Annotated in this window: 16 protein-coding genes and 1 tRNA gene; 9 read left to right on the top strand and 8 right to left on the bottom strand. The window is 69.2% G+C overall.

The window, feature by feature from the left end; all coding sequences use genetic code 11:
• Nucleotides 1-26: 26 nt before the first annotated feature.
• Complete coding sequence (locus ACO2Q1_RS06530; RefSeq protein ID WP_423328732.1) at nt 27-812, bottom strand: ComF family protein; 786 nt, start codon at nt 810-812, stop codon at nt 27-29.
• Here ACO2Q1_RS06530 and ACO2Q1_RS06525 point away from each other — a divergent pair.
• On the top strand, nt 811-1,701 hold the full coding sequence (locus ACO2Q1_RS06525) for a methyltransferase domain-containing protein (protein ID WP_423328731.1): 891 nt from the start codon (nt 811-813) through the stop codon (nt 1,699-1,701). The genes ACO2Q1_RS06530 and ACO2Q1_RS06525 overlap by 2 nt on opposite strands.
• Before the next feature lie 20 nt (nt 1,702-1,721).
• On the opposite strand, the gene ACO2Q1_RS06520 is transcribed toward ACO2Q1_RS06525, so the two are convergent.
• Both ACO2Q1_RS06520 and ACO2Q1_RS06515 read right to left on the bottom strand, forming a co-directional pair.
• Nucleotides 1,722-1,898: a Flp family type IVb pilin gene (locus ACO2Q1_RS06520; protein ID WP_423328730.1), complete on the bottom strand. Its 177-nt coding sequence runs from the start codon at nt 1,896-1,898 to the stop codon at nt 1,722-1,724.
• A gap of 24 nt (nt 1,899-1,922) precedes the next feature.
• Nucleotides 1,923-2,360: a (deoxy)nucleoside triphosphate pyrophosphohydrolase gene (locus ACO2Q1_RS06515; protein WP_423328729.1), complete on the bottom strand. Its 438-nt coding sequence runs from the start codon at nt 2,358-2,360 to the stop codon at nt 1,923-1,925.
• Nucleotides 2,361-2,479: 119 nt separating this feature from the next.
• Between ACO2Q1_RS06515 and ACO2Q1_RS06510 the strand changes: the two genes are divergently transcribed.
• Together ACO2Q1_RS06510 and ACO2Q1_RS06505 are read left to right on the top strand one after the other, a co-directional pair.
• Nucleotides 2,480-2,923 (top strand): DUF350 domain-containing protein, encoded by a 444-nt coding sequence (locus ACO2Q1_RS06510; RefSeq protein ID WP_423328728.1) that lies wholly within the window; start codon nt 2,480-2,482, stop codon nt 2,921-2,923.
• Nucleotides 2,924-2,927: 4 nt separating this feature from the next.
• Complete coding sequence (locus tag ACO2Q1_RS06505; RefSeq protein WP_423328727.1) at nt 2,928-3,761, top strand: S1 family peptidase; 834 nt, start codon at nt 2,928-2,930, stop codon at nt 3,759-3,761.
• A gap of 3 nt (nt 3,762-3,764) precedes the next feature.
• On the opposite strand, the gene ACO2Q1_RS06500 is transcribed toward ACO2Q1_RS06505, so the two are convergent.
• Nucleotides 3,765-4,634 (bottom strand): isoaspartyl peptidase/L-asparaginase family protein, encoded by an 870-nt coding sequence (locus tag ACO2Q1_RS06500; protein WP_423328726.1) that lies wholly within the window; start codon nt 4,632-4,634, stop codon nt 3,765-3,767.
• A 117-nt stretch (nt 4,635-4,751) separates the two neighbouring features.
• Here ACO2Q1_RS06500 and ACO2Q1_RS06495 point away from each other — a divergent pair, with 117 nt between their 5' ends.
• Nucleotides 4,752-5,753, top strand: coding sequence for an NADPH:quinone oxidoreductase family protein (locus ACO2Q1_RS06495; RefSeq protein WP_423328725.1), 1,002 nt, complete (start codon nt 4,752-4,754; stop codon nt 5,751-5,753).
• A gap of 8 nt (nt 5,754-5,761) precedes the next feature.
• Nucleotides 5,762-6,514, top strand: coding sequence for a 2OG-Fe(II) oxygenase (locus ACO2Q1_RS06490; RefSeq protein ID WP_423328724.1), 753 nt, complete (start codon nt 5,762-5,764; stop codon nt 6,512-6,514).
• On the opposite strand, the gene ACO2Q1_RS06485 is transcribed toward ACO2Q1_RS06490, so the two are convergent.
• The gene (locus ACO2Q1_RS06485) at nt 6,508-6,918 is read right to left on the bottom strand and encodes a YkvA family protein (RefSeq protein WP_423328723.1); all 411 of its coding nucleotides are present in this window, start codon (nt 6,916-6,918) and stop codon (nt 6,508-6,510) included. The genes ACO2Q1_RS06490 and ACO2Q1_RS06485 overlap by 7 nt on opposite strands.
• A 48-nt stretch (nt 6,919-6,966) precedes the next feature.
• On the opposite strand from ACO2Q1_RS06485, the gene ACO2Q1_RS06480 reads away from it, so the two are divergent.
• The 4 genes from ACO2Q1_RS06480 to mazF all read left to right on the top strand — a co-directional run bounded on the left by ACO2Q1_RS06480 (nt 6,967) and on the right by mazF (nt 8,632).
• Entirely contained in the window at nt 6,967-7,749 is a 783-nt protein-coding gene (locus ACO2Q1_RS06480; protein WP_423328722.1) for an SDR family NAD(P)-dependent oxidoreductase, read from the top strand.
• Between the two features lie 62 nt (nt 7,750-7,811).
• Nucleotides 7,812-7,886: transfer RNA gene (locus ACO2Q1_RS06475), tRNA-Gly, on the top strand.
• Nucleotides 7,887-8,060: 174 nt separating this feature from the next.
• A complete protein-coding gene (locus ACO2Q1_RS06470; RefSeq protein WP_423328721.1) occupies nt 8,061-8,303 on the top strand; it encodes an AbrB/MazE/SpoVT family DNA-binding domain-containing protein in 243 nt (80 codons plus the stop codon).
• The gene (gene mazF, locus ACO2Q1_RS06465) at nt 8,297-8,632 is read left to right on the top strand and encodes an endoribonuclease MazF (protein ID WP_423328720.1); all 336 of its coding nucleotides are present in this window, start codon (nt 8,297-8,299) and stop codon (nt 8,630-8,632) included. Before ACO2Q1_RS06470 ends, mazF begins: the two co-directional genes overlap by 7 nt.
• A 15-nt stretch (nt 8,633-8,647) precedes the next feature.
• On the opposite strand, the gene ACO2Q1_RS06460 is transcribed toward mazF, so the two are convergent.
• From ACO2Q1_RS06460 to ACO2Q1_RS06450, 3 genes are all read right to left on the bottom strand, one after another.
• The gene (locus ACO2Q1_RS06460; protein ID WP_423328719.1) at nt 8,648-9,334 is read right to left on the bottom strand and encodes an inner membrane-spanning protein YciB; all 687 of its coding nucleotides are present in this window, start codon (nt 9,332-9,334) and stop codon (nt 8,648-8,650) included.
• Between the two features lie 2 nt (nt 9,335-9,336).
• Nucleotides 9,337-10,290, bottom strand: coding sequence for a signal recognition particle-docking protein FtsY (gene ftsY, locus ACO2Q1_RS06455; RefSeq protein WP_423328718.1), 954 nt, complete (start codon nt 10,288-10,290; stop codon nt 9,337-9,339).
• A 71-nt stretch (nt 10,291-10,361) separates the two neighbouring features.
• Complete coding sequence (locus ACO2Q1_RS06450) at nt 10,362-12,023, bottom strand: serine hydrolase (protein WP_423328717.1); 1,662 nt, start codon at nt 12,021-12,023, stop codon at nt 10,362-10,364.
• Nucleotides 12,024-12,234 lie beyond the last annotated feature (211 nt).

Below are 12,234 nucleotides of genomic sequence, written 5' to 3'. Positions count from 1 at the left end.
TCTCCAATCAGAACTGGGATATCGCCCTAGATAGTCGGTTCACGGCCGTTTCGCACCCTCGCGATGACGGCCAGATCCACAGACCGCGCCCCGGCCTCCAGAAGGGCGCGGGCGCAGGCCTCCGCCGTGGCCCCGGTCGTCAGGACGTCATCGATCAACAGAAGGCGGCGCCCTCGGACCTCGCGCCGCCCGGCCTCGGTCACGGCGAAGGCGGACTTGACGTTCAGCCGCCGTCCCCGCGCGCTCTTGCCGCCCTGGCTGGCCGTGCGCTCGACCCGCGTCAGGGCGTCGGCCAGATAGGCGAGCCCGGCGTCCCGCGCCAGCGGCCGCGCGACCTCGGCCGCCTGGTTGAACCGCCGCGCCAGCAGCCGCATCGGATGCAGCGGCGTGGGGACCACCGCGTCGGCCTCCGCGATCAGGTCGCTGGCCGCCCGTCCGATCCAACGGGCGAACAGCCGGCCGAACTGCGGCTGATCGGCGTGCTTGAACCGCAGGATCAGCGCACGCGAATGCTCGTCATAGACACAGGCCGCGCGGGCCCGGCCGAAAGCATAGGGCGAGGCCAGGCAGGCGGCGCAGCGTTCGGCTCTGAACACCCCGCCGTCATGTTCGAACGCCGCTCCGCAGCCGTCGCACACCGGCGCCTCCAGAAAGGTGACCCGGCTCCAGGCGTTCGGAGTCAGACCCGCGGCCGCCGTCGCCTCCCGACTGTCATGCGCCAGCGGCGGCAGGATCAGATCGGCCAGGCCCCGCGCCATCTCCCGGCCCCGGGCTTTCCAAGTCCGCCCCCAGCCCCCATCCTGAACGTCCATGGCCGCTTCCCCCCTCGACCCGTCCCAAAACAGCGGACCGCCCCGGTTGTTCGACCCCCGGCGACGGGCGCTGCGACTTGAGCGCGCCGCCGTCCGTTTCCCGGACGCCGACTTCCTGCACCGCCGAGCGGCCCAGGGCGCGATCGACAGTCTGGAGGCGATCCTGCGGGATTTTCCGGCCGCGGTCGACCTTTCGGCCTTCCCGGAGCCCTTCGCCGCCCTTCTCGCCGACAGCGACGCGGCGCCACGGATCGGTCCGGTCGCCCGGATCACGCACGCCCGCATCGACCCCGGTTCCGCCGTTCTGCCCCTGGACGACGCCTCCACCGACCTGATCGTCTCCCTGATGACCCTGCACTGGGCCAATGACCTGCCCGGCGCGCTCAGCCAGATTCGACGGGCGCTGCGGCCGGACGGGCTGTTCCTGGGCACCCTGCTCGGCGCCGGGACGCTGAAGGAGCTTCGCGCCGTCCTTGCCGAGGCCGAGCTGGCCGAGCGCGGAGGCGCCCAGGCGCGGGTGTCGCCCTTCGCCGACGGCTTCGACGGGGCCGGGCTGCTGCAGAGGGCGGGCTTCGCCCTGCCTGTGTCCGACGTCGATCGGGTCGTCGTGCGCTATCCCGACCTCTTCGCCCTGATCCGCGACCTGCGCGCCATGGGCGAGACCGGCGTCCCCTTCGGTCCGGTCCGGCCGCTGACCCGAACGATCGCGGCGCGCGCGGCCGCCCTCTATACGGAAAGATTCGGCGATGCGGACGGCCGCATCCCGGCGACCTTCGAAATCGTCAATCTGGCCGGTTGGGCGCCCAGCGAGACCCAGCCCATGCCGCTTCGTCCCGGTTCGGCGCGCATGCGCCTGGCCGACGCGCTCGGGGTCAAGGAAGGCGAGTAGGGCCGAGCCGGGCCCCTGGTTCAGCCCATCGCCGCGCGGATCGCGTTCATCGCCGTATTGAACACGCCCGACGAATGATTGCCGAAGGCCGTCAGGGCCGTGACGATCGCCAGGAAGATCAGGGAGATGATCAGGCCGTATTCGATCGCCGTCGCGCCGGATTCGTCGCGGAAGAAACGGGTCGTCAGGTCTTTCATCCCGTCCTCCTTCGCGAGCGATGCTCAGATCAGATCGCGCAACCAGGCGACCAGTGGGGCGTCGGCGGGCGGCATGGGATAGTCCGAAAGTCGGCTCGGCTTCACCCAGGCCAGGGCGTCGTGTTCGCGGGCGACCACGGTCCCCGACCAGCGTCGGCACAGATACAATGGCATCAACAGGTGAAATGAATCGTAAGCGTGCGAGGCAAAAACGAACGGCGCCAGACAGGCCTCGTTCACCTCGATGCCCAGCTCCTCGCGCAGTTCGCGGATCAGGGCGGCTTCGGGCCGCTCTCCCGACTCGACCTTGCCGCCCGGAAATTCCCAGAGCCCGGCCAGTTGCTTGCCCTGCGGCCGCTGCGCGATCAGCACCCGACCATCGACATCGACCAGGGCGACGGCCACCACCAGAACCATCGGCAGGTCGGACGAAGAGGGCGCAGGGGCGGCGATCTCAGACATGGGGGGCGTTCTAACCTGCCGAAGGCGAAATGTCGTTCGCAACGATCGGTCACAAAGTGTGGCTCGCATGCGCTTGCGGATTGAGGCGGCAATACGGCAATGACGGCGTCGGAACCGCCATGTCGCCCTCTCTCGTCTCTTCCCCCCTGTCCAGCCCCGAGGTCCAGGCCTTCGCCACCGGCCTTCCCGTCATGCTGATGCATGCCGGCGCCTCGCTGTTCCTTCTGGCCGCCGGCGCCGTGATCTACGCCTTGCTGTCGCCGTGGAAGGAGATCGCCCAGATCCGCGACGGCAACGCTGCCGCCTGCGTGGCCTTTTCCGGCGTGCTGCTCGGTCTCGCGGCGCCGCTCGCGGTGTCCTTGTCCGTGTCGACCTCGGCGGCCGAGATCCTGTTGTGGGGCGGCATCGCCCTGGTCATCCAGCTGCTGGGATTCCGTCTGGTCGATGTCGCCCTGACCGGCCTGCCGCAAAGGGTCAAGGACGGCGACATCCCGGCGGCCGTCCTGCTGGCGGCCGGACGGCTGGCTGTGTCCCTGATCCTGGCCGCCGCGCTGACGGGCTGAGCCGATGGCCCGACGTTTTCGCGGACCGCCGGACTGGGCGCTCTACGCGGGCGGCCTGGCGGCCCTGGTCGTCGCCGCCGTCTGGTTGGACGAGAACGCCGACGCGCCGCCCGCGCCGGCCGCCCCAGGGGCTGTCGAAGCCGCCCTGCTGGGTCCTGTCACCCCGTTCGATCCGGCCGTCGTCGTCGACGCCCCGACCGATTCTGCCCCGCCCCAGGCCGGCACCGCCTTCTCGATCGCCGCCGAGGGCCGCTGGATCACGGCGCGCCACGTCGTCGAAGGCTGTCGCCGCCCGGCTCTGATGGTGGGCGGCGCCCGGGCGGTGGCGGCTGACGTGCGGCTGGCGCCCCATGCCGATCTGGCCCTGCTGATCACCCACGGCGGACCGCCCGCCGTCCCCCTTCGGCCGCCGTCGCGGCTCCGCAAGGACGCCCTGGCCTTCCACCCGGGCTATCCCCGGGGATCGGCGGGCGAGATCTCAAGCCGCCTGATCGGCGAAACCGTCTTTCGACATCACGGCCGGGGTCATGGGGCCGAGCGCGTCCTGGTCTGGGCCGAAGTCGGCCGCACGACGGGCCTGGAAGGCTCGCTGGCCGGCCTGTCCGGCGCCCCGGCCCTGGACGAGCAAGGCCGGGTCATCGGCGTGACCGTCGCCGAGGCGCCCCGGCGCGGCCGCATCTACACCACGACGCCGCACGATCTGGCGCTGGCCGTCTCGGGCCAGGCCGACGCTGATGTTCGCCCCGGTGGGGCCGTCACGGTCGAGAACTACGGCCGGGCGGCCGACGATCTGCGCCGCAATCTGCGCGTCGCCCAGGCGGTCTGCCTCCCCGGCTGAACCTCAACGGCCGAAGACCTCCACGCGAACCTCCCCCGAGGTCGTAAGCCAGGCGCGCTTCATGCCTTGGCTGTTGAACGGATCGGCGATCGCCCCGGTTCGATCCAGGGCGATCAGTCCGCCATCGCCGCCCAGGGCGCCGATCTGGTCGATGACCGCCCGACCGGCCTCGCCCAGGGACTGTCCGGCCTCGACCCGCCAGGCGACCTGGGCGGCGGCGGCCGTGCGGATGAAATACTCCCCCTGTCCGGTGCAGGAGACGGCGGCCCGGTCGTCGGCCCAAGTCCCGCAGGCGATCAGGGGCGTATCGCCGACGCGCCCCGGCGCCTTGCCGAACACGCCAGCCGTCGATGTCGCGGCCGCCAGACGTCCTTCGGCGTCCAGCACGCAACATCCCACCGTGCCATGGGCCAGGGTTCCCGGCGGGTGATTGTCGTCGCCCTGCCCGGCATGGGTGAACCAGGCCGCCTCGTCGCCGATCGGCTCCAGCCCCCGGTCATGGGCGAACAGGGCCGCCCCCTCGCCCGCCAGCATCACATGGGGCGTGGTCTCCATCACCGCCCTGGCGGCCAGGATCGGATTGCGGAACCCCTGAAGCGCCGCGACCGCGCCGGCGCGGCGGCTGGCCCCGTCCATCAGGCTGGCGTCCAGCTCGTAGGCGCCGGCCAGGTTCGGCGACGCGCCCCGCCCGGCGACATAGAGGCCGGAATCCTCCAGCCGCACGACCGTCTCGATCGCCACGTCCAGAGCCGAGGCGCCGGCGTCCAGCCGCGCCTTCATCGCCTCGACCGTCTCACGCATATGGACCGCCTCGGCGTCATAGTTGACCTCGCGTCGGGCGCCGGCGCCGCCGTGAAGAATGAGGGCGGTCATGCCTGTCGTCTCCTGATCATTGTTCATGTCGCCTCTTGAATCGGGCGTGCGGCTGATTAGCGTGACCGCCTGACGCGCGCCATGGGGCGGCGGCCCCTGCAATCCGAGAGAACCCGAATGCGCGCTGTGTTGTCCAAGGCCCCCGGTGGTCCCGAAACCCTCGTCGTCGAGGATGTTCTGGACCCGACCCCCGGAAAGGGCGAGGTGGTGATCGAGGTCCGCGCCGTCGGGATCAACTTCCCCGACACCCTGATCATCGAGGACAAATACCAGTTCAAGCCGGAACGCCCCTTCTCGCCGGGCGGCGAGGTGGCCGGGGTGATCGAGGCCGTAGGCGAGGACGTCAAGGGTCTGTTCAAGGGCGATCGGGTCATCGCCGTGCCGGGCTGGGGCGGGCTGGTGGAACGGCTGGCGGTTCCGGCGCGCAACGTCATCAAGATTCCCGACGACATGCCGTTCGATGAAGCCGCCGCCCTGGTGATGACCTACGGCACCTCCTACTACGCCCTGAAGGACCGGGCCCAGCTTCAGCCGAACGAGCGCCTTCTGGTGCTGGGCGCCGCCGGCGGGGTCGGGGCCGCCGCGGTGGAGCTGGGCAAGGCCATGGGGGCCGACGTCGTGGCCGCCGCCTCCACCAATGAAAAGGTCCAGTTCGCCCTGGACCTCGGCGCCGACAACGGGCTGATCTATCCGGCCGGAAAGATGGACAAGGCGGCGCAGAAGGCCCTGGCCGGCGAGTTCAAGCTGGCCTCGGGCCGTGATGGCCCAGACGTGGTCTATGACGCGGTCGGCGGCGATTACTGCGAGCCGGCCTTGCGCGCCATGGACTGGAACGGGCGCTATCTGGTCGTCGGATTCCCGGCCGGCATCCCCTCCCTGCCGCTGAACCTTACCCTGCTGAAGTCGGTGTCGGTGATCGGGGTGTTCTGGGGCGCCGCCGTGGCGCGTGATCCGGCTGGCCACGCCGCCAATATGGCCGACCTGTTCCAGTTCTGGAAGGACGGCAAGATCAAGCCGCGCATCTCCCGCACCTATCCCCTTGATCAGGCCCACGAAGCCATCAGGGCTCTCGGCGATCGGGCCGTCATGGGCAAGGTGGTGGTGACGATCGAGGACTGATCCCGCTCATGACAGAGGTTCGTCTTTCGACCGCGCTGGATGTGAAGACGCTGGCGGCCACCTTCGCCGAGCGACGCCGCCTTCACATCCCGGCGATCCTGACGCCGGAGGCGGCCGACGCCGTCGCTGACACGCTGGAGGCGGAGACGCGCTGGAAAACGACCGTGGCTGCGGGCGGCGACTTCTTCGAACTGCCGCTCGACGGCCGGGTCGCGGCCGACCCGTCCAAACAGGCCTGGCTGGACGGCGCACGCGTGGACGGCTGCCGACCGACCACCCAGTATGTTTTCGACACCCGCAGACTGGGTCGCGACCATGAAGGTCCGCGCGATGCGGCCGACGCCGTGCTCGACTTCCTCAACTCTCCCGCCTTCCTCGCCTTCGCGCGCCGACTGACGGGCGATGAGCGCATCGACCTGGCCGACGCCCAGGCCAGTCGCTATCGGCCGGGACATGTGCTGACGGCGCACAACGACGCCTCCGCCGGCAAGAATCGCCTCTATGGCTATGTGCTGAACTTCACCAGGGAATGGCGGGCGGACTGGGGCGGCAACCTCGTCTTCTATGGCGCCGACGGCCACATCGAGCAGGGTTGGACGCCGGCCTTCAACGCCCTCAACCTCTTCTCCGTGCCGACGCGTCACGCGGTGACCCAGGTCGCCGACTTCGCCCCGCGCGATCGCCTGTCGATCGTCGGCTGGTTGCGATCTCACGCCAAGGTCGGACCCCAGACCCGGGAAGAGACGACCAGCGCCTACTGATCTCTGGCCTTCAACCGCTCCAGCGCCGCCTCGGCCGCCTCCCGATGGCGGCGTTTGACGTTCGCGCCCAGGGTGGCCAGCAGGGCGGCGATCACCGCCGCGTCGTCGGTGAAGCCGATGCCGGCGAACACGTCGGGAATGGCGTCGATCGGCATGACGAAATAGGCCAGACCCGCGAAAATCATCCCCTTGGCCGCCATCGGTGTCGCCGGGTCGCGGGCGGCGTACCAGGCCGCCAGGGCCTGGTCGGCGAAGGGGATGCGCGCGGCGGTGCGCGTGATCTTGGGCCAGAAGCCGCGCTTGACCCGCACCTCATTGGCCTGGACCACAGACGGGACCAGCGCCCGCGACGGATCCAGCGCCTCCGCCTCTGTAACGGGTTGTGATCGTGAGGCCATCGCCATTAAACCCTTCGCCATCGGCAAACCGGCCTTCAATATAGGGAAGTCTCCATGAAACTCGACAGCTCGATCGCCGCGGTCGTCACCGGGGGGGCCTCGGGCCTCGGCGAGGGAACCGCGCGGGCCATCGCCGCCACCGGCGCCAGGGTCGCCCTGTTCGACATGAACGAGGAAAAGGGCCAGGCCGTCGCCGCCGAGATCGGAGGCGTCTTCTGCAAGGTCGACGTCACCGATGACGATCAGGTCGCCGCCGCCTTCGCCAAGGCCCGGGCCGCCCACGGCCAGGAACGTCTGACCGTCAACTGCGCCGGCATCGCCACCGGCCAGAAGACCGTCTCGCGCAAGAAGGACACCGGCGAGATCCGCGCCCACGACATGGCGTCGTTCGAACGCACCGTCCGCATCAACCTGTTCGGCACCTTCCGCGTCCTGTCGCAATCGGCGCTCGGCATGGTCACCCTGGACCCCATGGCCGACGGCGAGCGCGGCCTGGTGGTCAACACCGCCTCCGTGGCCGCCCAGGACGGCCAGATCGGCCAGGCCGCCTATTCGGCGTCCAAGGGCGGGGTCTACGCCATGACCCTGCCGATCGCCCGCGACCTGGCGCAGGAGGGGGTGCGGGTGAACACCATCCTGCCCGGCATCATGTGGACGCCGATGATGGCCGGCATGGACCAGAAGGTTCAGGACAGCCTGGCCGCCGCCATCCCCTTCCCCAGCCGCCTGGGCATGCCGGCCGACTACGCCTCCCTGGTGCTGGAGCTGGCCCGCAACGTCTACATCAACGGCGAATGCATCCGCCTGGACGGCGCCATCCGCCTCGCGCCGAGATAATTTGAAAAGGGGGCTTGCGGGATGTCGAGCGCGTCCGCTATACGCCCGCCCTCAGCTGAAGCGCGGGCGTAGCTCAGGGGTAGAGCATCACCTTGCCAAGGTGAGGGTCGGGCGTTCGAATCGCCTCGCCCGCTCCAGCTGAAGTCCTAAAGGGCCCGGTCTTCGGATCGGGCCTTTTTGCATTTCGCGGTCCCGGTCGGGCCGGCCGGACTCTCGAGACGATGGTGGTCGGTCGCGAAATTAGCGCCGCCTCCTTTACAGGGCGGCGCCCCCGGCGCATGTATTACGGATGTCGATACACGAGACCCATCATGCGTGTTCAGGTCAAGAAGTGGGGCAATAGCGCCTCGGTGCGTATCCCCGCCTCGGTGATGGCGGCGGCGTCCTTGCGCCTGGATCAGGCGGTGGACGTGCGGGAGGAAGGCGGCCGGGTCATCATCGAGCCGGTGACCGGGCCAAGCTACGATCTCGACGATCTTCTGACCCAGATGACGCCCGAAACCTTTCCCGACGACGTCGAGTTCGGCGGCCCCGTCGGCGACGAGGCATGGTGAGCCGCTACATTCCCGACAGCGGGGACATCGTCTGGCTCGAGTTCGATCCGCAGGCCGGACACGAGCAGGCCGGTCATCGTCCGGCGCTGGTGCTGTCGCCGGCGCGATACAACCAGGCCAGGGGCATGATGATCTGCTGCCCGATGACCTCGCGTATCAAGGGATATCCTTTCGAGGTCATCGTCAGCGAGCGGCCGCCGAGCGCCGTGCTGGCCGATCAGGTCAAGAGTCTGGACTGGCGGGCGCGAAACGCCGTCCGCAAGGGCAAGGCCTCCACCACCGCCCTGGCCGAGGTCCGGGCGAAAATCAGGGCCCTGCTCGGCCTGTGACGGGCGACTTGGCCGCTAAAGCCCGGTGTCGGGCGAGACCGGCGCCGGCTCCTCCGCCTCATCCTTGATCAGGTGCTTCATGATGAAGAAGACCTGCCAGATTCCGAAGGCGGCCGAGGCCATCCACAGTCCGCCCCGGAAGCTCATCCAGACGTCATAGGGATCGGCCGGCGGCCGGTTCAGCGCCGCGAGCGTCGTCTGAACGACATCCGGGTTGCGCACCAGTTCGTTCAGCACCGCCACCCCGGCGAAATACAGGCCGTAGCGCAGGGTCAGGCCGCGCCACCCCCGATCGGTGATCCTGATCGCCTCGCCCAGCAGATATTTGAACGGATAGCGGCCCAGCGGCAGCGACCCCAGCAGCACAGCGGCCAGAAGCGCGTTCTGCACCGTGATCTTGATCTGCAGCAGGCGCGGATCGTGGAACACCAGGGTCAGGACACCGAACAGCAGGGCAAACCCTCCGGTCAGCAGGGGCAGGGGCGCCACGCGTTTCTCGACCACATAGCCGACGATCAGGGCCAGCAGCGACGCGCCCACCAGCACCCAGGTCGCCTGGACCAGGGCCTCCTGACCGTCCAGACCCCGGATGAAGCGGTTGATCACATAGCCGACCAGAAAGGCGACCAGGGCGCCGAAATCCACGGCCTGGCGGATGTTGGTGTTGCGCCGACCGGCGGCGGGGGTCTCGTCCTCGGTCATGGTCAATCCTCCAGTCCGACGAGAGAGCGCGAAAAGGCGCGGGCGTCGAACGGCTGCAGGTCCTCGACCCCTTCGCCCACCCCGATCAGCTTCAGCGGCGCATCCGACGCCTGGGCCACAGGCACCAGGACGCCGCCGCGCGCCGTGCCGTCCAGCTTGGTCATCACCACCCCGGTGACGAAGGCGGTCCGGCCGAAGATCCGCTCCTGCTCCAGGGCGTTGCGGCCGACCGTGGCGTCCAGCACCAGCAGGGTTTCGTGCGGCGCATCCGGATCGATCTTCTTCAGCACCCGCACGATCTTCAGCAGCTCGTCCATCAGGGCCGACTTGTTCTGCAACCGTCCGGCCGTGTCGATCAGCACGACGTCGAATCCCTCGGTCCGCGCCTTCTGATAGGCGTCGAAGGCCAGACCGGCCGCGTCGGCGCCGTCTTTCCGGCTCTCGAAATGCGCCCCGGCCCGCTCCGCCCAGACCTTCAGCTGCTCGCGGGCGGCGGCGCGGAAGGTGTCGGCGGCCACGATCATGACCTTGGCGCCCTTGCCGGTCAGATCGGCGGCGATCTTGCCCAGGGTCGTGGTCTTGCCCGATCCGTTGACCCCGACGAACAGGACGACGAAGGGCTTGATCCCCCCGGCCACCCCCTCGGTCCCCAGCGGATCGAAGGTCGCCTGGCGATGGACCAGTTCGGCGGCCACGGCCTCGGCCAGGGCCTCCTTGACCTCGATCTCGGACGCCCCCTTGCCGAATCTCAGCTCGCGGAACCGCTCCACGATCCGGTCCGTCGCGGCCGGACCCAGATCGCTTTCCAGCAGATGCTCCTCCAGCCGCTCCAGCGCCTCTTCGCCCAAAGGCTCCTTGACGAAGGTCGAGACGACCTGGTCGGTCATCTGCTTCGAGGAGCGCGACAGGCCGTCGCTCAGCCGCTGGAACCAGCCTTTCTTGGGCGTATCGTTCATGCGTTCAGGCTTTAGCCACGCCCGCGCCAAAGGTCACGTTCGGAAACGTCGCGCCGGCTGACGCCGCGCGCTCATACCCGCGTCAGCCTCAGGTCCTGATAGTCGTAGCTGAAGTCGATGTCGGGACTGACCCCCTTCATCGTCGCCACAGCCGCGCCGTCCGCCGTGAGGTCGAAGGTGATGAACAGGTCTTCCTCGCGCGTGTCGGGGAAACGGGTCCGCATCGTCTCCCCGTCATAGGGCTCCAGCGGCCCCTTCAGCGCCGGGGTGCGGCTGAACGCCAGCCACAGGCCGGTCTTGCGGTTACGTCCCCGGCCGGTGGTGCGTGTCTCGATGACGATGTCGCCATACCAGGGGTCGCGCCAGGTTCCGGCATAGGCTTCCAGCGGATGGGCCGGGGCGGCGCCCGCCTTCTGTCTGGCGTCGATCTCGGCGGCGGCGGCCAGAGACCGCGCCGTTCCTTCCGTCTCGATCCGCTTGGAATCGGCGATCCAGTCGAAGCCAGTCTTGCCCAGTACTATGTCGGTCAGGCCAGACCTGAGCGCACGCAGCAGCAGGCTCTCCTCGGCGTTGGTGAAGATCGCGATTCCCGCGTCACGGCCGGGGATCAGTATGGTCGCCGAGATGCCGCCCGGCGATCCGCCGCCGTGGCTGATCATCCGCTCGCCGCGATAGTCCTGAACCGCGAACCCCATGGCGTAGGTCGTGGCGATGGCCCGGCCAGGCAATTCCGCCGTCGGCCCCGGCGAGGAGCCGCTGATGATGTTGGGCCGCCACATCTCGCGCGCCGCCGCCTCGGAGAACAGGCGCGACCCGTCCGGCAGCCGCCCCATGGCCAGGCGCAGCTTCATCCATTTGGCCCAGTCGGCGGGCGTGGAGCAGAAACCGCCCGCAGCGGCCGCCGCCTGCCAGTCCCAGATGCCGACGATGCTGTCGCTCAACAGGGTCATCGGCCCCTGATAGCGCAGCGGCGGCCCGACCCGCCCGTGCGGCAGGGCCGACTTCGCCGGCTCGGCGCCGCCCATCAGGGGCGCGGTCTCTGTCATGCCGACCTTGTCCAGGATGCGGGTCTGGACGAAGGATTCCCAGGTCTGGCCCGAGACCGCCTCGATCACCGCCCCGGCGACCACGAACATCAGGTTGCAATAGTGATAGGCTGCCCGGAACCCGTCCTCGATCGGCACATGCGGAACCGCCGCCAGAATCTCGGCCCGCGTCCGATCCGAGTTGGGCCAGAACAGCAGATCGCCCGCCCCCAGGCCGAACCCTGCGCGGTGGCTCAGCGTATCGCGCACCGTGATCCGCTCGCCGACGAACGGATCCGACAGGCGGAACCCCGGCAGATAGGTCTTCACCGGTTCGTCCCACTTCACCCTGCCCTCGTCGACCAGAATGGCCAGGGCGGCGGCGGTGACGTTCTTGGTGTTGGACGCGATGGCGAACAAGGTGCGCGCGTCGGCCGGGTCGGCGGCGCCCATCTTCCTGACGCCATAGCCCTTGATCAGGACGTCACGCCCGCCGCGCACAATGGCGATCCCCACCGCCGGCTGGTCCGGCCAGGCGGCCATGGCGGCCTTCACATAGGCGTCGGCGGCCTCGGCCAGATCGGCGTCGACCGGCGTCGTCCCGCCCGGCGTCTGGGCCCAGGCGTGGGCGGCGGTGCCGGGCAGGAAGGCGGCGACGCCGAACGGAGCGAGGCCGGCGAGGGCGGCGCGGCGGGAAAGAACGGTCACGAACGGTCTCCGGAAGCTTGCGGCGACGCTAGAGCGAGATCGGTCCGAATGCGATTGCAAACCCGCCCAGCGCCTCGATCAGGACTTCTACGCCGGGCATGGGCCTGCGTCACCGCTCCTCGCAACGCACGATACAGCCCTTACGCGCATCGTGCCGAGGTCGATCATGACCGATCGGTAATGACATGAAGAAGATGTAACTCGAAGTTGC

The sequence above is a fragment of the Brevundimonas sp. VNH65 genome, assembly GCF_049445955.1.
Taxonomy (GTDB): Bacteria; Pseudomonadota; Alphaproteobacteria; order Caulobacterales; family Caulobacteraceae; genus Brevundimonas.
This window is presented reverse-complemented; position numbering and strand designations above follow the sequence as displayed.